This window comes from Ramlibacter sp. MAHUQ-53 (genome assembly GCF_052600055.1).
Map to the genome: position 1 here is coordinate 90696 of NZ_JBQWTS010000006.1, position 19923 is coordinate 110618.

Sequence of the window (19923 nt, forward strand, 5' to 3'; positions counted from 1 at the left end):
CGTGCTGGTCGCAGTGAAGATGCTGTGCATTGTGACAGTTGCGCGCGAAACGGCCATTGCACGAAAAGCCTACCCAGGGCCACGCCGGGTCATGCGAAGCAGCGTTGCCACCATCATGTCCATCTCGAAGGGCTTGACGATGTAGTCGTCCATGCCGGCCTCCAGGGCGAGCTGCCGCTGGCTTTCCAGGGCGGCGGCGGTCAGGGCCAGCACCGGAATGCGCTGCAGCTGGGGGTCGTTGCGGATGTGGCGCGCGGCCTCCAGGCCGTCCATGACCGGCATCTGCACGTCCATGAGCACCAGGTCGAAATCCTGCGGGCCTGCGCGCAGGCGCTCCAGTGCGAGCTGGCCGTTCTCGGCCAGGTCCACCGTGGCGCCTTCTCCCTCCAGCAGCAGGCGCGCGATCTCCCGGTTGACGGGCGCATCGTCGACGATCAGCACGTGCAACCCGTCGAGCCGGCGCTCGTCGGGCCGCGTGGCGCTTTCACGCCGCGCCGAGATGGCGCTGGCGGAAATGGTGGTCAAGGTGACCGTGAACCAGAACGTGCTGCCGCGGCCCGGCTCGCTGTCGACGCCGATCTCTCCGCCCATGAGCGTCACCAGCTGCCGGCAGATCGCCAGCCCCAGGCCGGTGCCCCCCAGCTGCCGCCGCGCGTGGCCGTCGCCCTGCACGAAGGGCGAGAACAGCCTCGGCTGCAGCCCGGGCTCGACGCCCGGCCCGGTGTCCTGCACCGAAAAGCGCAGGGTCAGCTGGTCGCCTTCGCGACGGACCACCTCGACCCGCACGTCGACCCCGCCGCGATCGGTGAACTTGATCGCGTTGCCGGTCAGGTTGTAAAGGACCTGGCCGATGCGCTGCGAGTCGCCGACCACGGCCTCGACCTGCGGGGGGATCGCATGGATGCGAAGCCACAGGCCCTTCTCGGCGGCGGTGGATTGCAGCACGTCCGCCAGCGTGCTCAGGACGTCCTGCAGCGCGAAGGGGGCCGGCACGATCTCGAACCGACCGGCCTCGATCTTGGCGAGGTCCAGCAGGTCGTTGATGACGGTGACCAGGCTGCGGCCCGCGCTGCGGATGCCGCGCACCAGCACCTGCATCTGGTCGCCCTGGGCGCCGCGCTCCAGCACCTGCGCCGCTCCCAGGATGGCGTTCAGCGGCGTGCGGATCTCGTGGCTCACGTTGGCGAGCAGCGAGTCCTTGGCACGGTTGGCGCGCTCGGCCTCCTCCTTGGCCGACCGGAGTTCGGCCGTGCGCGTGGCGATGGTCTGTTCGAGTTCGGCATTCATGCGCCGGATCTGGGCCTCGCTCTGGATCACGCGTTCCTCGGCCCGCTTGCGGGCATCGATGTCCACCACCACCGAGATGAAGTAGTCCGGCTGATCGTCGGCCTTTCGCGCCAGGGAGACGGTGAGCTCCACCCAGAGGGTGTGGCCGTCCTGGTGGCGGTAGCGCTTTTCCATCGTGTAGGTGGAGATTTCGCCGTCGAGGACGCGGCGCACCAGGGCGAGGTCGGCGTCGAGGTCGTCGGGGTGGGTGATGTCCTGGAAGGTCAGCCCCAGCAGCTGCGACCGGGTGTAGCCGAGGATGTCGCACAGCTTGCGGTTCACGCGCAGCCAGCGCCCGTCGAGCCCGACCTGCGCCATGCCGACGGCCGCCTGCTCGAAGGCGGCACTGAAACGCTGCTCGCGCAGCGCCAGCTCGTTCTCGGCCAGCTTGCGCGCGGAGATGTCGATGACGGAGGCCAGCACCAGCCCGGCGGAGGCGCCCTTGAGCGGGTTGAGGCCGATCTCCACCGGGAAGACGGTGCCGTCGCCGCGCCGGGCCCACAGATCGCGCCCATGGCCCATGGCGCGCGCGCTGGGGGCGGCGTGGAAGCTTTCCCGGTTGGCGGCATGGCCGGCACGCACCTCGTCGGGCACCAGGGCGTCGATGCCCAGGCCCACCAGCCGGTCGCGGTGCAGGCCGAAGAGACGCTCGGCCCGGGTGTTCACGCCTTCGATGATCCCCTGCCGGTTGACGACCAGCATGCCCGCGGGGGCCGCCTCCAGCGTCTCGCGCAGGCGCTGCTCACGAAGGGCCAGTTCGTCCTCGGCCTGCTTGCGGGCGGTGATGTCGATGATGGAGGCGACCACGCGGCCGCTGTTCGATCCCTTCAGCGGGTTCAGGCCGATCTCGACGGGGAAGACGGTGCCGTCGCCGCGGCGGGCCCACAGGTCCCGGCCGGCGCCGATGAGCCGCGCGCTGGGGGCCGCATGGAAGCGGGCGCGGTTGGCGGCGTGGGTGGGGCGGGTCTCGTCCGGCACGAGCGCGTCGATGCTGGTGCCCACGAGCTCGCTGCGGCTGAGGCCGAAGAGGCGCTCGGCCTGCGAGTTCACCAGCTCGATGATGCCGTGCCGGTTCACGACGATCATGCCCGCCGGGGCCGCTTCCAGGGTCTCGTGGACGCGCTCGTCCGCCACCGCGATGTCGCGCGCGGTGAGGGCGATGCCGGCCAGGAGGGCGACGACGAGCAGCGCGCTGAAGATGGCGTCGCCGACCGCGCGGTCGTACCAGCCCTGGGTTTCGCCGAGCCGGTTGATCAGGGCCAGCGCCAGCGGGACCACGAGCACCAGGGGCAGCAGGCGGCGCCATAGCGTGCCGTCGGGGCCGAGCGAGCACAGGTGCCGCGTCCAGCCCTCGCCGGCGCGCGCGAACACGATGGCCAGCGACAGCAGCAGCAGGGCCGAGGCCGAGAGCAGGGACACGCGGCTGAAGCCGCCGAGCCGGTAGAGGGGGCCGGCGCCGTAGATGTAGCCCGTGAGCGCCGTCAGCGCCAGGATGGTGACGGCCAGGGGCAGCAGCTGGCGCGTGCGCTGGGGCCCGGGGCGCTCGGGCCAGGCGATGGCGGCGCCGCACAGCGCCAGCCCGAGCGAGGTGGTCGGGGCCATCCGCGCGGTGGTCTCGCCCGGGTAGGGCCCGAGGGGCAGCAGCAGCTGGTCGATGCCGAAGTCGTGACCGAGCAGGTCCTGCAGCAGCGTGACGGCGGCCACCAGGCCCGTCAGCGCACCGAGCAGGCGGGCCAGGCGCTGCGCACCCGCGTCCCCGGCCCGGTGCAGCGCCTGCACGGCGAGGCCCGCGGCCACGCACAGCACGGCGGTGTTGAAGACGATGCTCTGGTAACCCGGGAAGACGCGGCGCAGGGCGGGCAGGTCGAGCCACCAGCCGAGGAGGCCCGACAGGCCGATGGCGATGACGGCGACCGACAGCGTCCGGGACAGCCTGTGCAGCGAGGCCACCAGCACCGAGGCCGGCGCATGGCCGGCTTCGAACACCGATTCGGGCGGAGGCGGGTCTGTGGCCATGTCGGAAGGGGCACGCGTGGCAGCGCGCCCTTCCGGACCATTCTTAGGCAGAGCGTGCCGGTGCGCAAGCGTCCTGGTAGCGGGCCCAGCCCTGCGCGCGCAGCTCGCACGCGGGGCAGGTGCCGCATCCGGCGCCCCAGGGGTGGCGCTGGCTGCGATCACCCAGGTAGCAGGTGTGGGTGTCGTCGCGGACCAGGTCCACCAGGGCCGCGCCGCCCAGGTCGTGCGCGAGCTGCCAGGTGCGGGCCTTGTCGATCCACATCAGCGGGGTCTCGATCACCACGCGCTGGTCCAGGCCCAGGCCCAGGGTGACCTGCAGCGACTTGAGGGTGTCGTCACGGCAGTCGGGGTAGCCCGAGTAGTCGGTTTCGCACATGCCGCCCACCAGCACCGGCAGGCCGCGCCGGTAGGCGATGGCGGCGGCGAAGGTGAAGAAGATCAGGTTGCGCCCCGGCACGAAGGTATTGGGCAGGCCGGTGCGTTCGAACTCGATGGCCTTGTCGGCCGTGAGGGCCGTGTCGCTGACCTGTCCGAGCAGGCGCAGGTCGAGCAGGTGGTCCTCGCCGAGCCTGCCGTCCCAGTGCGGGAGGCGGGCGCGCAGCTTCGCGAGGAAGTCGCGGCGCACGTCGAGCTCGACGCGATGGCGCTGGCCGTAGTCGAAGCCCACGGTCTCGACATGGGCGTAGCGGTCCAGGGCCCAGGCCAGGCAGGTGGCGGAGTCCTGGCCGCCGGAGAAGAGGACGAGGGCGCGTTGGTGCATGGGGCGGTCGTTCAGCGAGGCCCCGACTGTAGCCCGGGCGGTGCGCCTCAGGCCGGCAGGAGCTGGCCCGCCGCCAGCAGCGCTGCGGCCGCAAGCAGCGCGAGGCCGGTCGGGGCGGAGAGCCTGCGGCCCCAGGGCATGTTCTTCTCGAGCGCCATCAGCAGGCCCAGGACCAGCATCCACCCGAGGTGCTGCAGGCCCACCGCCACCATCATCGCCATCAGGGCCCAGCAGCAGCCGACGCAGTAGGCCCCGTGGGCCAGGCCCAGGCGCAGCGCCGAGGCGCGCGGGGTGACCGCCCGCCAGCGCGCGACGGCGAAGGCCAGGGGCGAGCGGCAGCCGTCCAGGCACCGGTGCTTGAGCGCGGAGAACTGGAAGGCGCCGGCGCCCGCCAGGCTGCCTGCCGCCACGACCCACCCATTCGCCCACCACCAGCCGCTGCCGTCGGTGAGGGCATGCACCAGGGCGTCGGCGCCGTAGGCCAGCGCGCCGAAGGCGGCCCACACGCCGAGGTAGCCCGCCACCAGCAGGCCGGCCAGGGCGCCCTGGTCCGGGCGCGCGCGCGTCAGCCGCAGGAACACCGCCACCAGCGGCCAGGCGCTGGGCAGCATCATGGCGGCCGACATCAGGACCCAGCCGCCGAGGTACAGGCCGGCCTGGAGCACCGGCTGTGGCACGGCGCAGACCTCGCCGCTGCCCACCGGCAGCGTGTGCAGGTAGTGCGCGTAGGGCGAGGCGTGCCAGCCGGCCAGCGCCAGCCAGCTCAGGGCGCACAGCCCGGCGAACGCCGCCAGGAAAAGCCCCTGCCGCGTCGGCGGGGCCAGGCGCAGTGCGGGGGCGATCGACACGGCCCGGGCGGCGGGGCCGCGGTCAGCCGACGAAGCGGAACACGCCCTGGACCGCGTTGTGGCCGCTCAGGTCGACCGAGATACCCAGGGTGTCGGAGCGGGCCTGGTACTTGGGCGCCCGGCCCAGGAAGGCGGGCGCGCCCGGGATGGTGGAGAACACCGCGTCCGCCATGGTGGTGGGATGGCCCGCGCCGCTGGTGAAGGGCTCGAGGTCGGCCACGACGTCGCTGCCCAGGCGCAAGTGGCCGCGGCCCTGCTCGACGTCGAAGGTGATGGGCACGCGCGCGAGTCCGACGACCTCGCCCACCAGGCCCGCGAGGTCGGCCACCGGGCCGCCTTTCTGGCCGGTGAACACCCCGACGATGGCGTCCTGCTGCTCGGGGGTCGCGCGCTCGTCGATGAAGGCCTGCGCCCGCCAGTTGCCTTTGAGCACGTTGCCGGGGATCTTGGCGAGCATGCCGAAGACCAGGCCCGAGACGTCGATGCCATCGATCGTGCCCTTGTCGAAACGCCAGGCGAGCGCGCCGTCACAGGTGCCGCCATCCGGGTCCTCGCCGACCCAGCAGGGACAGACCGCCTTGCAGGTGCAGACCTCGAGCAGGCGGCCTTCGAGTGTGTAGGCCATGGCAATACCTCCGGCCCCGCAGGGCCACACGGGTTCGGGAACTTCATGCGTCCCGCGCCGTGCGCAGGGCGGATCAGGGTGATACGCAATGCAAGCGGTTGTTTCAATCCGAATGTGTGTCCAAACGCAAGGAGCGCCCGGCGGGGTCATGCAGCCAGGCCCGGCAGTTCGCGCCGGACGCCGCGCAGCAGGCGCTCGAGGCTGCGGATGTCGGCGGGCTTGGGCAGGTGGGCGTCGAAGCCGGCCTCGGCGCTGCGCCGGCGCGCGTCGAGGTCGGCATAGCCGGAGACGGCGATCAGCTGCACGTCGTGCAGCTGCGGGTCGGCGCGCAGGCAGCGTGCGAGCTGGTAGCCGTCGAGGTCGCCTGGCAGGCCCAGGTCCGAGATCACCGCGTGCGGCTGGAAGGACCGGGCCTGGCGCAGGCCCGCGACGCCGTCGGCGCTGAGCTCCACCTGGTGGCCCGCCAGCTGCAGCAGCTCGCCCAGGGTGGCCGCGGCGTCGGGGTTGTCCTCGACCACGAGGATGCGCAGGCCGCTGGCCTCGTCCCCGGCCGGGCGGGCCTGCGGCGCACTGCCCGCGGAGGCGGCCAGCGGGATGCGCAGCGTGAAGGCCGAGCCCTTGCCGGGGCCCTCGCTGGCCGCCTCCGCGGTGCCGCCGTGCAGCTCGGTCAGGCCCTTGGTGAGGGCCAGGCCCAGGCCCAGGCCGCCGCGGCTGCGGGCGAGGTCCTGCGGGGCCTGCTCGAAGGGGTCGAACAGGCGCGCCATGAGCCCGGTGTCCATGCCGACGCCGGTGTCCACCACGCGCACCACCGCCATGCCGGCGGCCGGGTCGCTGCCCACCTTCACCTCGATGCGGCCGCTCGGCTTGTTGAAGCGGCTGGCGTTGGCCAGCAGGTTGCCGAGCATCTGCGCCAGCCGCACCGGGTCGCCGTCGACCCACAGCGCGTCGGGCGTGCCGTGGAACGCCAGCCGCTGGCCCAGCGACTCGATGCTGGTGCGGTAGTCCTCGGTGGTCTCGTGCGCGATCTCGCGCAGGTCGCAGCGCTGCCTGCGCAGGGCCAGCTTGCCGCGCGCGATGCGCGAGACATCGAGCAGGTCGTCGATCAGGCGCGCCATGTGCGCGACCTGCCGCTCGATGACCACGCGCGTGCGCTCCACCCGCGGCTCCGCGCTGCCCACCCGCTTGAGGATCTCGACGGCGCTGCGCACCGGCGCCAGCGGGTTGCGCAGCTCGTGCGCGAGCACCGCGATGAATTCGTCCTTGCGCCGGTCGGCCTCGCGCAGGGCCTCCTCGGCCTGGCGCTGCGCGGTGATGTCGGTGTGGGTGCCGAACCAGCTGCGGATGCGGCCGGCGGGGTCCCGGATCGGGAAGGCGCGCGAGAGGAACCAGCGGAAGGCGCCGTCCTTGCTGCGCATGGGGAAGGTGTCTTCCCAGGGCTCGCCGGTGGCGACATGGCGGCGAAACTTGATGACGACCCGGTCGACGTAGTCCGGGTGGTGTACGGCCTGCCAGCCCCAGCCCTGCATCTGTTCGAGGGTCGTGCCGGTGTACTCGAACCAGCGGCGGTTGTACCAGACGATGGCGCCGGCCTCGTCGGCCATCCAGGCGAGCTGGGCGATGTTGTCCGCGAGGGCGCGGAACATCTCCGCGCTCTCGCGCTCGGCGGCCTGGGCCGTCACCAGCGCGGTCACATCCAGCTGCGCCACCACCGCGCCGGTGACCTGGCCGAGGGCGTCGCGCACCGGCCCGGCGGTGGTGAGGACGGTGCGGCGCTCGCCGGGGCGGTCGAAGGGCTCGATCTCGACCAGGTCGTCGCTCACGTTGTCGCCGCGCAGCGCGCGCGCCAGCGGCCACTCGCCGGCCTTCAGGACCCGGCCATGCTGCACCGAGCCGTCGGCCCACCAGCCTTTCCAGGAGAGGGCGTTGCCCGGGCCGGCGTCGCCCGGCATGCGGCCCCACAGGCGCTCGTTGGCGGGGTTGCTGCGCAGGATGCGGCCGTGGGCGTCGGCCAGCATGATGCCGGCGGGCACGGCGCGCAGGATGGCGTCGAGCACCGCATGGTCGGCCTCCAGCCGCTGCGTGGACGCGCGGGCCCGCTGCTCGCTTTCGCGCAGCGCCTGCTCGCCCTGGCGGCGCGCCGAGATGTCGATGACCGAGGCCAGCACCAGGCCGTTGGCGGCGCCCTCCAGGGGGCTGAGGCCGATTTCCACCGGGAAGACGGTGCCGTCGCGGCGGCGCGCCCACAGGTCGCGCCCGTGGCCCATGGCCCGGGCGCTGGGGCGGGCGTGGAACTGCTCCCGGTTGGCGGCATGGCCGTCGCGCACCGGCTCGGGCACGAGCTGGTCGACGTTCTGGCCCACGAGCTGGCCCTGGGCCCAGCCGAACCGGCGCGCGGCCTCGGAGTTGGCCAGCTCGATGGTGCCTTGCCGGTTCACGACCAGCATGCCGGCCGGCGAGGCCTCCAGGGTCTGGCGCATGCGCTCCTCGCGTTTCACGAGCTGCTGCTGCGCCTCGACGAGGTGCTCATGTTCGTGGCGCGCCTCGCGCAGCGCGTGGAAGCGCTTCTCGATCAGCCAGCTGAAGCCGGCGCCATAGACCACGAAGACGGCCAGCCGCAGGCTCTCGCCCGCGGAGGGCGGCACGACGTCGAGGGCGCGGTTGATGAACAGCATGTCCCCCGCGATGCCGGTGACGAGGGTGGCCAGCAGGCCCGGCCCGAGGCCATGCCACCAGGCGGTCAGGATCGGGGCGGCGAGCAGCACGATCAGCGGGGCCTGCTGCCCCAGCACCGGGTCCAGGCCCAGCCGCACCCCGAGGAACACCAGGCTCCAGACCACTGCCATGCCGTAGCGGTGGACCGGGTGCGCCCGGCGTGGCGCGTCGCGGGGGACCGCCTGCGCGGCGGCTGTCATCGACCTGCTCTCGCTTTCCTGGACGGGGGACTCCCTGGCACACCACTCTAGGGCGCGCGGTCGCGCGGGTTGGCGGCGGAGGTGTAACGTCTCGCCGCGCGGCGAAACAGGGGCCGGCGGCCCGCGGGCGCGCCGGCGCCGATGGGGTGCGGGGCGTCACCCCCGTTGCATGCGCTCACGCGCGGCGCGTGGCAGCGGGCCGGAGAATGCGGGTTTGGGAGCACGCCATGGGCAAGCGCACCACGGGCCGCCAGGCGCCGGGCACCGGCAAGGTGGCCAACGACCACAACCAGGCCGGTCAGGCCGCGGCCACGCAGAAGAACGAGGCGCCACGCACGCCGCGCAGCCGCCACGACCGCGACACGCACCTGGGCAGCGACAACCAGTCGCGCACGCGGCAAGGGGGGCCCGGCAGCGGCCAGCGCTGAGGCCCGGGGGGCTTACTTCGGCTCGGGCAGCTCGATCTTGACCTCGAGCACCTCGAGGTTGTCGTGGCGATCGAGCTGGACCTTGATGTCGTTCGGGTTGATCTTGATGTACTTCGAGATCACGGCGACCAGGTCACGCTGCAGGTCCGGCAGGTAGTCGGGCTCGGCGGCATTGCGGCCGCTGCGCTCGTGCGCCAGGATGATCTGCAGGCGTTCCTTGGCGACGGTGGCGGTCTTCTTCTTCTCGCCGAGCAGGAAGGACAGGAGCGACGCCATGGTCAGCGGCCTCCGAACAGGCGTGCCAGGAAGCCCTGCTTCTGCGCCTCGGTGAAGCGCAGCGGGCGCTCCTCGCCCAGGAAGCGGGCGATGACGTCCTGGTAGGCCTCGGCCACGTCGGAGCCCTTCATGTGGACCGCGGGCGTGCCCTGGTTGGAGGCCTGCAGCACCGACTCGCTTTCGGGGATCACGCCGATCAGCTTGATGCGAAGGATGTCCTGGATGTCCTCGAGCGAGAGCATCTGGCCCTGGTCGACGCGGTTGGGGTTGTAGCGCGTGATCAGCAGGTGCTCCTTGATCGGCTCCTTGCCCTCGATGGCGCGCTGCGTCTTGGACGACAGCATGCCCAGGATGCGGTCGGAGTCGCGCACCGAGGAGACCTCGGGGTTGGTCACCACCAGCGCCTCGTCGGCGAAGTGCATGGCCATCAGCGCGCCGGTCTCGATGCCGGCCGGCGAGTCGCAGACGATGTACTCGAAGCCCATCTCGGCGATGTCCTTGAGGACCTTCTCGACGCCTTCCTTGCTCAGGGCCTCCTTGTCGCGGGTCTGCGAGGCGGCCAGCACGAACAGGTTCTCGCAGTTCTTGTCCTTGATCAGCGCCTGGTTGAGGGTGGCCTCGCCCTGGATGACGTTGATGAAGTCGTACACCACGCGGCGCTCGCAGCCCATGATCAGGTCGAGGTTGCGCAGGCCCACGTCGAAGTCGATGACGCAGGTCTTGAAGCCGCGCAGGGCCAGGCCCGAGGCGAAGCTGGCGCTGGTGGTGGTCTTGCCGACACCACCCTTGCCGGAGGTCACGACGATGATTCTTGCCATGGGGTTGATTCCTGAAGGGGTTGAATGGGGGGTCAGGTGAGGCGGTCCATCACCAGCTTGCCGTCGGTGCCGCCGACCAGGCGCACCTGCGTGGGCTGGCCCAGGACTTCCTGGGGCAGCGGGACATCGCTGGTGCGGTAGACGCCGGCGATGGAGACCAGCTCGGGCTCCAGGCACAGCGTGAGGATGCGCGCGTCGGCATTGCCCCGCGCACCGGCGATGGCCTTGCCGCGCAGCGGCGCGTAGACATGGATGTTGCCGTCCGCGATGACCTCGGCGCCCGGGTTGACCATGGCCATGACGACCAGGTCGCGGCCGCGCGCGTAGACCTGCTGGCCCGAGCGCAGCGGCCGGTCCACCACCAGGGCGGTGGTGGGCACGGCGACGGGCGCCGGCGCTGCCATCGGTGCGGGGGCGGCCGCCGGCTGCGCGCTGGTGGCGGCGGGCGGCAGGGTGATCGCGTCGTGCGCGGGCGCCAGGCCGGCGGCCAGGGCGGCCTGCATCTGGGCCTCGGAGCCGCCGCGTGCGGCGACGGGCATGACGCGGTACTCGCGCAGCAGGCGCACCAGCGCGGGGAAATCGACCGCGGCCTCGCCCTGCGGCTGCAGGGGCGCGAGGTCGATCACCAGGGGATCGCGGTCGAAGAAGTCGGGGATGTCGCCGAAGCGGGCCTGCAATTCCTGGGCGAGGGCGGCGAGGTCGGCCGACTTGAGCAGCAGGGACACGAGCGGCAGGTTGGCGCTCTTGATCTCGAATGTGGCAGGGGCGCGTCCTGCGAGGGCGACGGTCATTGGGGTGCTGGAAGGTGGCCGGGGCCTTGCGGATAAGCCTGCCAATCTTAACCGCTCGGGCTGCGGCTGCCTGTGTTTTCAGCAGCCGCGGCGCGCCGTTCCAGCACGGGGTACAGGCCCGCGGCCAGGGCCCACGGCACCAGGTAGTACAGCGCGCGGTAGGCCAGCAGCGCGGCCAGCAGCTGGGGCACCGGGACGCGGTGCGACAGCAGCGCGACGAACACCGCCTCCAGCACCCCCAGGCCCGCCGGCACATGGGAGGCCGCCCCGGCGATGGCGGCCAGCAGCAGCACCGCCAGCACCGTGGCATAGGGCAGGCGGCCCTGCAGCAGCACCGTGAGGAGCAGCGCCATCAGCGACCAGTTGGCGCACGACAGGCCGAGCTGCAGCCAGGCCATGCGCGGCGCGGGCAGCACCAGCAGGTGGCCGCGCAGGTGGAAGCGGCGGAAATCGCGCCGCTGCGCGCGCAGGCACAGCGCCAGGTAGGCCGCGGCGACCAGGAGCAGGCCGGCGCCCAGGGCGCGCAGGCCGGCGGCGCCCAGCGCCCAGTCCGGCGGCAGCGGCGGCGGCGCGAGGAGGAAGACGGCGCCGCCGAGCGCGAAGTACCCCAGCCAGTTGGTCAGCACGCTCAGGGCCAGCACCTGGCCGATCACGCCCGGCGCCAGGCCCAGGCGGGTGTACAGGCGCACGCGCAGCGCCACCGCGCCGACCAGCGAGCCGAGGTTCAGGTTGAAGGCGTAGCTGATGAAGTTCACCGCCATCACCCGCCGCACCGGCAGGCCGTGGCCGGTGTGGTGGCGGCCGACCAGGTCGAAGCAGCTGTAGAGGGCGTGGCTGGCGGCGGCCACCCCGGCAGCCTGGGCGAGCACGCGCCGCGGCGTGGCGGCGATGCCGCGGCCGACTTCGCGCCAGTCGATGGTGAGGGCGTAGCGCACGGTGAACACGGCGACCACCGCGAAGAACAGCCAGGTCAGCGTGCGCAGCCCCTCGCGCCGCAGCCAGCGCCCGAGCGCGCGGGCCGGCGCGTTCATCGCGGCCCGCGCGCCGGCAGCGGCGGGGTGAGGCGGCCGTCGACCGCGGCCTTGAGCTGTGGCGCGTGGCGCGGCAGCCAGCGCGCCCAGCGCGCGAACTTGCGCATCACGTGGAACGCCAGGTAGCTGCGCACCAGGGCCAGCCCGCGCACCGGGCCCAGGCCGGCGGGGTCGACCTCGGCGCACTGCTCGCGCATCAGGCGGTCGAGCTGCGCGTGCAGGTCGGCGTTGAAGGCGCGGTCGCGGATCATCACGTTGGCCTCGAGGTTCAGGGCCAGGCTCAGGGGGTCGAGGTTGCTCGAGCCCACCGTGGCCCACTCCTCGTCGGCCAGGGCCACCTTGCCGTGCAGCGGCCGCTCGCGGTATTCGAAGATGCGCACGCCGGCCTGCAGCAGGTGGCCGTACAGCGTGCTCGCCGCGGTCCGGGCGAAGGGCATGTCGGGCTGCCCCTGCAGGATGAGGCGCACGTCCACGCCGCGCCGCGCCGCGTTGCGCAGCTCGCGCACCAGCCGGTAGCCGGGGAAGAAGTAGGCATTGGCGATCACCACCCGCCGGCGCGCCGCGCGGATGGCGATGCGGTAGAGGCGCTCGATGTCGTCGGGGTGGCGGACGTTGTCGCGGGTGACGAACAGCGCCTGCGCCGTGCCGGCCTCGGGCAGCGCCTGCGGCGGCTGGCGCAGCTGCCGGCGCCGCCGCCACCACCCGCGCAGGCGCTGGTGGCGCTGGCCCTCGGCCAGGGCCGCGTGGGTGAAGCGGTGGATCACCGCGACGAGGGGGCCGCGCACTTCCACCGCCCAGTCCTGCTTGGCCTCGGGGCCGTAGGCGGTGAGCTGGTCCACCGCGAAGTTGATGCCACCGACGAAGGCGAGCCGGCCATCGACCACCACGATCTTGCGGTGCAGGCGGCGCAGCGCCTTGGGCCGCCAGCCGAAGGGCCGCGGGCCGGGGTCGAAGACATGCAGGCGCGCGCCGGCCGCGGCCAGGGTGCGCACGAACTGGTCCGACAGGTCCGGCGAGCCCCAGCCGTCGATGGTCAGGTCCACCTGCACGCCGCGCCGCGCCGCGTCCACCAGGGCCGCGTGCAGGCGCCGGCCGACCGCGTCCTCGAACAGGATGAAGGTCTCGATCACCACCTCGCGCCGCGCCTGGGCGATCGCCTCGAGCACGCGCGGGAAGAAGGCCTCGCCGTTCTCCAGCAGCCGGAAGTCGTTGCCCGGCAGCCATCGGCGCCCGTTGCCGCTCACAGGTGGATCTCCGCCGCCAGCGGCGCATGGTCCGACAGGTGCGACCAGGGCTTGCGGGGCAGCACCACCGGCAGGTGCACCGAGGCGTTGCGCACGTAGATGCGGTCCAGGCACAGCAGCGGCAGGCGCGCGGGGAAGGTGCGGGCCGGCATGCCGTAGGCGGTGACGAAGACCTCGCGCAGCCCCGCGCCCTTCCAGAGCACGGCGTCGGCGCGGCGGCGCCAGTCGTTGAAGTCGCCGGCCACCACCAGGGGCGCGTTGTCCGGCACCTCGCCGCGCACCATGGCGCACAGGCGCTGCAGCTGCGCCTGGCGGTGGGCCTCCATCAGGCCCAGGTGGACGCAGATCACGTGCACGTCGATGCCCTGACCGGGCACCCGCAGCACGCAATGCAGCAGGCCGCGCTTCTCGGGCCCGGCGACCGAGACGTCGTGGTTGCGGTCGTGGACGATGGGGAACTTGGACATCACCGCGTTGCCGTGGTGGCCCTGGGGGTGGGAGACGTTGCGGCCGTAGGCGTACTGCGGCCAGAGGTCGTCGGCCATGAACTCGTAGTGCGGCGCCTCGGGCCAGCCGCTGAAGCGGCGCGCATGTTCCTCGTGGGTGCCCTGCACCTCCTGCAGGAAGACGATGTCGGCGCCGACCTTGCGCACCGCGTCGCGCAGCTCGGGCAGGATGAACTTGCGGTTGAAGAAGCTGAAGCCCTTGTGGATGTTGACCGTCATCACGGTCAGCACCAGGGGAAACGGATCGTCGCGGTGCACGTGCCGGTTGTAGGGAGCGTGCCCGGCGCTGGCTGTAGGACGCCGCGCCCGCGAATCGACGGCGCGGTCTGCCACGCGGTGGCGCGGCGCGCGCTAGCGTGGCCGCATGGATGCCCCGGCTCCCCCACCCCCCCTGGCCGCCGCCGATGCCGCGCCCCTGGCCTGGTATCTCGAGGCCGGGCGCACCGGCCGGCAGGCGCGGGTGGCGGGCGTGGGCCTGCGCCGGGAGTGGACGGCGGTGCGCACGCCGCGCGGCCTGCGCGGCGCCACCGAGGTGGCGCTGAGCCGCTGGTGGTCGGCCGCGTCGTCGCAGGTGCAGGGACAGTCCACGCAGCTCACGCTGCTGCCGGTGCTGCGCTGGACGCCGTCGCCGGCCGCGGGCTGGTTCGTGGAGGCGGGGATCGGGCTGGCGGTGCATGACCGCCGCAGCGGGGCGCGCTCGCCGTTCACGCGTTCGCGCTGGAATTTCGAGGATGTCGTCGCCATCGGCTGGCAGCTCGCGCCGGGGCAGACGCTGAGCCTGCGCTATGCCCACGTGTCGAACGCGGGCCTGCGCAAGCCCAACCCGGGCGAGGACCGGCTCGTGCTGCGCTGGACGGCAGCGTTCTGAGCCGGCGGGCCTCGCCGGGCCGCGGGGTCAGCCGCGGGGGTGGTGGTGGCCGCCGTGGTGGTGGCCGGGGCCGTGGCCCTCGCCGCGATGGCCCATGAAGGCCCGCGCGGTCTGCTCGTCGAAGCGCTTCTTCTGGTCGGCGTTCAGCGCGCCGTAGAAGGCCAGCGTGGCCTGGGCGCGGCGGTCCATCTCGGCCTGGCGCTGCTGGCGCACGGTCTTCATGCGCTCGATGCGCTCGGGCGTGGTCAGCTGGGCCAGGGCGTCGCGGTCGGGGCGCGCGGGCGGGTTCTGCGGCGGGCGCATGGCGCTGGCGAACTCATTCCAGGCGCCTTCCTGGGCCGGGGCCAGCTGCAGCGACTGCTTGAGGGTGGCCAGGCGCTGCTCGTGCCGCTGCTGCAGGCGGGCCGGGTCCCGCATCGCGCCGTGCATGCCGCCGGGGCCGGGCATGCCGGAGGCGCCGTGCAGGGGCATCGGGGGCGGGTTGCCGGCGGGCGCCTGGGCGTGCGCCGCGAGGGCGGCGAGCAGGGCGGCGAGGGCCAGGGGGGTACGCAGGTGTTTCATCGGAAGCTCCTTCGGGACTGTGATGGAGCGACTGTGCGCGCCGTCCGTGAAGCCACGATGGGCCGCGTGTTGCGGCTGTGTAAATCCGCTGCGCCGGCCCGTCCCGCCGAGCCCGCCCGGGGCGCGCCGGCTCCCGCCTCAGCCCAGGCGGCCGTTGCGGAAATCCTCGACGGCCTGGATCAACTCGTCGCGCGTGTTCATCACGAAGGGGCCGTACTGCGCGATCGGCTCGCGCAGCGGGCGGCCCGCGATCAGCAGCGCGCGGGTGCCCGGCTCGGTGGCGCGCAGCACCACGCCGTCGCCCTCGTTGGCGAGGATGGCCATGCGGTGCAGCGGCACCGCGGTGCCCCCGACCTCCAGGGCGCCGCGGTAGACGTAGGCGAAGGCGTTGTGGCCCGCCGGCAGCGGCTGCGCGAAGGACAGGCCGGGGGTGGCGGGGAACTGCAGGTCCAGGTACAGCGGCTCCGTGTGGGCGCGCTGCACCGCGCCGGTGGTGCCGTGGCTCTCGCCGGCGATCACGCGCACCTGCACGCCCTCGGCGGTGGCGAAGCCGGGCACCTCGGGCGCCTGGATGTCGCGGTACCAGGGGTCGCACAGCTTGTCCTTGCCGGGGAGGTTCAGCCACAGCTGGAAGCCCTCCATCACGCCGTGCTCCTGCTCGGGCATCTCGCTGTGCACGAGGCCGCGGCCGGCCGTCATCCACTGCACGCCGCCGTTCTGCAGCAGGCCCTCGTGGCCCGCGCTGTCCCGGTGGCGCATGCGGCCCGCGATCATGTAGGTCACGGTCTCGAAGCCGCGGTGGGGATGGTCGGGGAAGCCCGCGCCGTAGTCGTCGGGGTCGTCGCTGGCGAAGTTGTCCAGCATCAGGAACGGGTCGAGCCGCAGCTGCAGGTCCTGCGTGAGCACGCGCGTGAGCTTGACGCCCGCGCCATCCTGGGTGGCCTGGCCGGCCACGAGGCGCTCGACGTGGCGGGGTTGGGTGACGGTGTTCATGGTGAGGTGGATTTCACCACCATTCGTCCCGTGCCCGCCGGCCGCGCCGGCACTCTCCCTACTCGGGGCGGGTCTTGCAGGTGTTGATGCCCAGGAGGCCGTAGGGCGGGCACCAGCCGACGAGGCCGGTGGCCAGGGGCAGCAGGCCCAGCCAGCCCCAGGCGCCGATGGCCCCGGTGGCCGCTGCGGCGACGAGCCCCAGGCCGATGACGATGCGCAGGATGCGGTCGATGCCGCCGACGTTGCGGTTCATGGTTCACTCCTTCTCGTGGTGGGAACAGGGGGCGGGGAGCCCCGACAGGTCGTCGAGGATGGGGCAGTCGGGGCGGTCGTCGCCCTGGCAGCAGGTGATCAGGGTCTGCAGCGTGCGCTGCATGGACTGCAGCGCCTCGATGCGGGCGGCGAGGTCGTCGGCGTGCTTCTGCGCGATGCGGCGCACGCTGGCGCTGGCCCGTCGGCGGTTGCGCCACAGGCCCACCAGCTCGGCGATCTCGTCCATCGAGAAGCCGAGCTCGCGGGCGCGCTTGATGAAGCGCAGCGTGTGGACCTCGGCCTCGCCGTACAGCCGGTAGCCGCTGTCGCTGCGTGCCACCGCGGGCAGCAGGCCGAGCGCCTCGTAGTGCCGCACCATCTTCGCGGACACGCCCGAGAGGCGGGCCGCCTCGCCGATGTTCATTGGACGGCGTAGCCCTCTTCGGCGATGGCCTGGGCGATCGCCTCGCGGGGCTTCTCGGTCTGCACGTCGACCTTGCCGGCGGGGCGGTCGATCTTCACCTCGGCGGCCGGGTCCACCGCCTTGACCGCCTGCGTCACCGCGCGCTCGCAGTGGCCGCAGGTCATGCCCTGGACCTGGAAAGTCTGGTTCATCATGTTGCTCCTGGAAGATGCCTGAATGGTGTGGAGGATGATCCTTCCCACAGTGGGAAGGTCAAGCCCCGTGCTTGACAAAGGTCAACCCTTGACCTTTCCATGATGGCAAGGTTCAAGCTGACCACCATGACCGCCACCACCTCCCTGCCCGATTCCCCCGCCACGCTCGACCTCGGCGTGGGCGGCATGACCTGCGCCTCCTGCGTCGGCCGCGTCGAGCGCGCCCTGCGCAAGCTGCCCGGCGTTCAGGAGGCCAGCGTCAACCTGGCCACCGAGTCGGCGCGCGTGACCTACGCGCCCGGCCCCGACATGGAGGCGCAGATCCGGCGCGCCGTGCGCAATGCCGGCTACGAGCCGCGCTCGCCCGAGGCGGCGCTGGCCGACGAGGCCTCGCCCTGGGCCGGCTTCGCGCCGGTGGGCCTGGCGCTGGCGCTGTCGCTGCCGCTGGTGCTGCCCATGTTCGCCGACCTGGCGGGCCGCCACTGGATGCTGCCGGCCTGGCTGCAGTTCGCGCTGGCCACGCCGGTGCAGTTCTGGCTCGGCGCGCGCTTCTACGTGGCCGGCTGGCACGCGCTGCGCGCGGGCAGCGGCAACATGGACCTGCTGGTCGCCCTGGGCACCTCGGCGGGCTGGGGCCTGTCGATGTGGATGTGGCTGGCCGCCGGCTCGCAGCACCTGTACTTCGAGGCCTCGGCGGTGGTGGTGGCCCTGGTGCTCCTGGGCAAGTGGCTGGAGGCGCGCGCCAAGCGCCAGACCACCGCCGCGATCCGCGCGCTGCAGGCGCTGCGGCCCGAGGTGGCGCACGTGGTCCAGCGTGACGGCAGCGAGGCCGACCTGCCGCTGGCCGAGGTGCTGGCCGGCGACCGACTGGTGGTGCGCCCCGGCGAGCGCGTGCCGGCCGACGGCGCGATCGAGGAGGGGGAGACCCATGTGGACGAGTCCATGCTCACCGGCGAGCCCCTGCCCGTGGCCAAGGCCGCCGGCGCGCGCGTGACCGGCGGCAGCATCAACGCCGAGGGCCGCTTCGTGATGCGCGCCGACGCGGTGGGCCAGGAGACGGTGCTGGCCAAGATCATCCGGCTGGTGGAGGACGCTCAGGCCGCCAAGGCCCCGATCCAGCGGCTGGTGGACCAGGTCTCGGCGGTGTTCGTGCCGGTGGTGATCGGGGTCGCCTTCCTCACGCTGGGCGGCTGGCTGCTGGCCGGTGGCGGCCTGGAGGCCGCCCTGATCCATGCGGTGGCGGTGATGGTGATCGCCTGCCCCTGCGCCCTGGGACTGGCCACGCCGGCGGCGATCATGGCCGGCACCGGCGTGGCCGCGCGCCACGGCATCCTGATCAAGGACGCGCAGGCGCTGGAGCTGGCGCACCGCGTCGACACCGTGGCCTTCGACAAGACCGGCACGCTGACCGTGGGCCGCCCGCGCCTGGTGGCCTTCGTGCCCGCGCCGGGCTGCGACGAGGCCGAGGCGCTCACCGCCGCGGCCAGCCTGCAGGGGGGCAGCGAGCACCCGCTGGCGCGTGCCGTGGTGGCCGCGGCGCGCGAGCGCGGCCTGGCCGTGCCGGCGCCCGCGGGCGTGCGCGCGGTGGCCGGCCGCGGCACCGAGGGCGAGGTCGGCGTGCGCAGCTTCCTCATCGGCAGCGTGCGCTGGATGCAGGAGCTGGGCGTGGACCTGTCCGCGCTGGACGCAGCGCTGCAGGGCCTGCAGCAGGACGGCGCCACGGTGTCGGTGATGCTGGAGCGCACCACCGCCGGCCTGGCGCCGCGCGCCCTCATGGCCTTTGCCGACGAGCCCAAGCCGGAGGCGAAGGAGGCGCTGGCGGCGCTGCGCGCGCGCGGGCTGCGGCTGGTGATGATCTCCGGCGACAACCGCGCCGCGGCGCTCGCGATGGGCCGCCGCCTCGGCCTCGCCGCGGACGAGGTGATGGCCGAGGTGCTGCCCGGCGACAAGGCCGCCCGCGTCGCGGCGCTGCGCGGGGGCGGGCACGAGGAGCGGCATGTGGTGGCGATGGTGGGCGACGGCGTGAACGACGCGCCCGCGCTGGCCGCCGCCGACGTGGGCCTGGCCATGGCCACCGGCACCGACGTGGCCATGCACGCCGCCGGCATCACGCTGATGCGCGGTGACGTGCGCCTGGTGGCGGGCGCGCTCGACATCTCGGGCCGCACGGTGCGCAAGATCCGCCAGAACCTGTTCTGGGCCTTCGCCTACAACGTGGCCGGCATCCCGCTGGCGGCGCTGGGCTTCCTGAGCCCGGTGGTGGCGGGCGCGGCGATGGCGCTGTCCAGCGTGAGCGTGATGGCCAACGCGCTGACGCTGCGCCGCTGGCGCGAGACGCCGTGAACGAACCGGCCGCACGCACGGCCTGCCGGGGCGCGCCGTGCGCGCTCGCGGCCTCCAGGCCCGCAGGGCGTTGACCTGGGTCAACGAAGGTTCGCAGCGCGCGTGGGAAGCTGCGCGCCATGCCTCCCGCACAGACCGCCTTCCAGATCATTCGCGACGAGCACGCCGCGGTGTCGGCGGTGCTGCGGGCGATGGCGCGGCTGATCGAGCGCGGCCCGGGCGATGCGCCCGAGGACTTCTTCGACCGGCTGCGCGCGATGCTGTTCTACATCGACGAGTTTCCCGAGCGCCGGCACCACCCGAAGGAGTCGGACCTGCTGTTCCCGAAGATCGTGCGGCACCTGCCCGAGCTGATGCCGGTGATCCGCCGTCTCGAGACCGACCACCTGCAGGGCGAGGGCCGCGTGCGCGAGCTGCAGCACCTGCTGCTCGCCTGGGAGCTGCTCGGCGAGCCGCGGCGCGAGGCCTTCGAGCAGGCGGCGCAGACCTACCTGCGCTTCTACCTGGACCACATGCGGGTGGAGGAGGTGCAGCTGCTGCCGGTGGCCGAACGCGAGCTGCCGCGTGAGGTGGTCGCCGAGCTCGACGCCGCCTTCCGCGGCCACACCGACCCGCTGGCCGCGGGCGGGCCGCAGCCGGGCTACGAGCGCCTGTTCGCCCGCATCCTGGTCAAGACCCCGGACTGACCGGGAAGGGCCCGCGCAGGT

Annotated in this window: 20 protein-coding genes; 4 read left to right on the forward strand and 16 right to left on the reverse strand. The window is 73.1% G+C overall.

Going from position 1 to position 19923, the window contains the following annotated elements:
* Positions 1-69 precede the first annotated feature (69 nt).
* The 5 genes from ACT80S_RS10845 to ACT80S_RS10865 all read right to left on the reverse strand — a co-directional run bounded on the left by ACT80S_RS10845 (position 70) and on the right by ACT80S_RS10865 (position 8487).
* Entirely contained in the window at positions 70-3342 is a 3273-nt protein-coding gene (locus ACT80S_RS10845) for a PAS domain S-box protein (RefSeq protein WP_377415644.1), read from the reverse strand.
* A 43-nt stretch (positions 3343-3385) separates the two neighbouring features.
* Entirely contained in the window at positions 3386-4102 is a 717-nt protein-coding gene (gene queC, locus ACT80S_RS10850) for a 7-cyano-7-deazaguanine synthase QueC (RefSeq protein WP_377415645.1), read from the reverse strand.
* A gap of 47 nt (positions 4103-4149) precedes the next feature.
* The gene (locus ACT80S_RS10855; RefSeq protein WP_377415646.1) at positions 4150-4950 is read right to left on the reverse strand and encodes a DUF2182 domain-containing protein; all 801 of its coding nucleotides are present in this window, start codon (positions 4948-4950) and stop codon (positions 4150-4152) included.
* A 22-nt stretch (positions 4951-4972) separates the two neighbouring features.
* Positions 4973-5575: a DUF1326 domain-containing protein gene (locus ACT80S_RS10860; RefSeq protein WP_377415647.1), complete on the reverse strand. Its 603-nt coding sequence runs from the start codon at positions 5573-5575 to the stop codon at positions 4973-4975.
* A 146-nt stretch (positions 5576-5721) separates the two neighbouring features.
* A complete protein-coding gene (locus ACT80S_RS10865; protein WP_377415648.1) occupies positions 5722-8487 on the reverse strand; it encodes a PAS domain S-box protein in 2766 nt (921 codons plus the stop codon).
* Positions 8488-8714: 227 nt separating this feature from the next.
* Here ACT80S_RS10865 and ACT80S_RS10870 point away from each other — a divergent pair, with 227 nt between their 5' ends.
* On the forward strand, positions 8715-8915 hold the full coding sequence (locus tag ACT80S_RS10870; RefSeq protein ID WP_377415649.1) for a hypothetical protein: 201 nt from the start codon (positions 8715-8717) through the stop codon (positions 8913-8915).
* 12 nt (positions 8916-8927) lie between these two features.
* Here ACT80S_RS10870 and minE read toward each other — a convergent pair whose 3' ends face one another.
* Genes minE through ACT80S_RS10900 form a run of 6 tightly spaced genes read right to left on the reverse strand, consistent with a single transcriptional unit; the run spans position 8928 to position 13800 of the window.
* Positions 8928-9191 (reverse strand): cell division topological specificity factor MinE, encoded by a 264-nt coding sequence (gene minE, locus ACT80S_RS10875; protein WP_377415650.1) that lies wholly within the window; start codon positions 9189-9191, stop codon positions 8928-8930.
* Between the two features lie 2 nt (positions 9192-9193).
* Positions 9194-10009 carry a septum site-determining protein MinD gene (gene minD / locus ACT80S_RS10880; RefSeq protein ID WP_377415651.1) on the reverse strand — a complete coding sequence of 272 codons (816 nt, stop codon included), beginning with the start codon at positions 10007-10009 and terminating at the stop codon, positions 9194-9196.
* Positions 10010-10041: 32 nt separating this feature from the next.
* A complete protein-coding gene (minC, locus tag ACT80S_RS10885; protein ID WP_377415652.1) occupies positions 10042-10800 on the reverse strand; it encodes a septum site-determining protein MinC in 759 nt (252 codons plus the stop codon).
* Positions 10801-10847: 47 nt separating this feature from the next.
* Complete coding sequence (locus ACT80S_RS10890; RefSeq protein WP_377415653.1) at positions 10848-11831, reverse strand: lysylphosphatidylglycerol synthase domain-containing protein; 984 nt, start codon at positions 11829-11831, stop codon at positions 10848-10850.
* Positions 11828-13075, reverse strand: a complete 1248-nt coding sequence (clsB, locus tag ACT80S_RS10895; protein WP_377415654.1) for a cardiolipin synthase ClsB — start codon at positions 13073-13075, stop codon at positions 11828-11830. The genes ACT80S_RS10890 and clsB overlap by 4 nt, the downstream gene beginning before the upstream one ends.
* Positions 13072-13800 carry an endonuclease/exonuclease/phosphatase family protein gene (locus tag ACT80S_RS10900; protein WP_377415866.1) on the reverse strand — a complete coding sequence of 243 codons (729 nt, stop codon included), beginning with the start codon at positions 13798-13800 and terminating at the stop codon, positions 13072-13074. The genes clsB and ACT80S_RS10900 overlap by 4 nt, the downstream gene beginning before the upstream one ends.
* A 145-nt stretch (positions 13801-13945) precedes the next feature.
* On the opposite strand from ACT80S_RS10900, the gene ACT80S_RS10905 reads away from it, so the two are divergent.
* Complete coding sequence (locus ACT80S_RS10905) at positions 13946-14449, forward strand: acyloxyacyl hydrolase (protein ID WP_377415655.1); 504 nt, start codon at positions 13946-13948, stop codon at positions 14447-14449.
* Positions 14450-14476: 27 nt separating this feature from the next.
* Here the strand turns inward: ACT80S_RS10905 and ACT80S_RS10910 are convergent, their stop codons facing one another.
* The 5 genes from ACT80S_RS10910 to ACT80S_RS10930 form a co-directional block, all read right to left on the reverse strand.
* Entirely contained in the window at positions 14477-15010 is a 534-nt protein-coding gene (locus ACT80S_RS10910) for a Spy/CpxP family protein refolding chaperone (protein WP_377415656.1), read from the reverse strand.
* Between the two features lie 138 nt (positions 15011-15148).
* Positions 15149-16003, reverse strand: a complete 855-nt coding sequence (locus ACT80S_RS10915; RefSeq protein WP_377415657.1) for a pirin family protein — start codon at positions 16001-16003, stop codon at positions 15149-15151.
* 58 nt (positions 16004-16061) lie between these two features.
* Complete coding sequence (locus ACT80S_RS10920; protein WP_377415658.1) at positions 16062-16256, reverse strand: YgaP family membrane protein; 195 nt, start codon at positions 16254-16256, stop codon at positions 16062-16064.
* A 3-nt stretch (positions 16257-16259) separates the two neighbouring features.
* Positions 16260-16679, reverse strand: coding sequence for a Cu(I)-responsive transcriptional regulator (cueR, locus tag ACT80S_RS10925; RefSeq protein WP_377415659.1), 420 nt, complete (start codon positions 16677-16679; stop codon positions 16260-16262).
* Entirely contained in the window at positions 16676-16870 is a 195-nt protein-coding gene (locus ACT80S_RS10930; protein ID WP_377415660.1) for a heavy-metal-associated domain-containing protein, read from the reverse strand. The genes cueR and ACT80S_RS10930 overlap by 4 nt, the downstream gene beginning before the upstream one ends.
* A gap of 102 nt (positions 16871-16972) precedes the next feature.
* Here ACT80S_RS10930 and ACT80S_RS10935 point away from each other — a divergent pair, with 102 nt between their 5' ends.
* Positions 16973-19216: a heavy metal translocating P-type ATPase gene (locus ACT80S_RS10935; protein WP_377415661.1), complete on the forward strand. Its 2244-nt coding sequence runs from the start codon at positions 16973-16975 to the stop codon at positions 19214-19216.
* A gap of 119 nt (positions 19217-19335) precedes the next feature.
* Entirely contained in the window at positions 19336-19902 is a 567-nt protein-coding gene (locus ACT80S_RS10940) for a hemerythrin domain-containing protein (protein WP_377415662.1), read from the forward strand.
* Positions 19903-19923: the final 21 nt, after the last annotated feature.

Coding starts and splice junctions, on each gene's coding strand:
- ACT80S_RS10905 (WP_377415655.1), top strand. CDS start 13,946: ATGGATGCCCCGGCTCCCCCACCCCCCCTGGCCGCCGCCGATGCCGCG.
- ACT80S_RS10865 (WP_377415648.1), bottom strand. CDS start 8,487: ATGACAGCCGCCGCGCAGGCGGTCCCCCGCGACGCGCCACGCCGGGCG.
- minC (WP_377415652.1), bottom strand. CDS start 10,800: ATGACCGTCGCCCTCGCAGGACGCGCCCCTGCCACATTCGAGATCAAG.
- ACT80S_RS10860 (WP_377415647.1), bottom strand. CDS start 5,575: ATGGCCTACACACTCGAAGGCCGCCTGCTCGAGGTCTGCACCTGCAAG.
- ACT80S_RS10935 (WP_377415661.1), top strand. CDS start 16,973: ATGATGGCAAGGTTCAAGCTGACCACCATGACCGCCACCACCTCCCTG.
- ACT80S_RS10920 (WP_377415658.1), bottom strand. CDS start 16,256: ATGAACCGCAACGTCGGCGGCATCGACCGCATCCTGCGCATCGTCATC.
- ACT80S_RS10930 (WP_377415660.1), bottom strand. CDS start 16,870: ATGAACCAGACTTTCCAGGTCCAGGGCATGACCTGCGGCCACTGCGAG.
- minE (WP_377415650.1), bottom strand. CDS start 9,191: ATGGCGTCGCTCCTGTCCTTCCTGCTCGGCGAGAAGAAGAAGACCGCC.
- ACT80S_RS10910 (WP_377415656.1), bottom strand. CDS start 15,010: ATGAAACACCTGCGTACCCCCCTGGCCCTCGCCGCCCTGCTCGCCGCC.
- ACT80S_RS10845 (WP_377415644.1), bottom strand. CDS start 3,342: ATGGCCACAGACCCGCCTCCGCCCGAATCGGTGTTCGAAGCCGGCCAT.
- ACT80S_RS10870 (WP_377415649.1), top strand. CDS start 8,715: ATGGGCAAGCGCACCACGGGCCGCCAGGCGCCGGGCACCGGCAAGGTG.
- ACT80S_RS10915 (WP_377415657.1), bottom strand. CDS start 16,003: ATGAACACCGTCACCCAACCCCGCCACGTCGAGCGCCTCGTGGCCGGC.
- queC (WP_377415645.1), bottom strand. CDS start 4,102: ATGCACCAACGCGCCCTCGTCCTCTTCTCCGGCGGCCAGGACTCCGCC.
- ACT80S_RS10890 (WP_377415653.1), bottom strand. CDS start 11,831: ATGAACGCGCCGGCCCGCGCGCTCGGGCGCTGGCTGCGGCGCGAGGGG.
- minD (WP_377415651.1), bottom strand. CDS start 10,009: ATGGCAAGAATCATCGTCGTGACCTCCGGCAAGGGTGGTGTCGGCAAG.
- ACT80S_RS10900 (WP_377415866.1), bottom strand. CDS start 13,800: ATGACGGTCAACATCCACAAGGGCTTCAGCTTCTTCAACCGCAAGTTC.
- cueR (WP_377415659.1), bottom strand. CDS start 16,679: ATGAACATCGGCGAGGCGGCCCGCCTCTCGGGCGTGTCCGCGAAGATG.
- ACT80S_RS10940 (WP_377415662.1), top strand. CDS start 19,336: ATGCCTCCCGCACAGACCGCCTTCCAGATCATTCGCGACGAGCACGCC.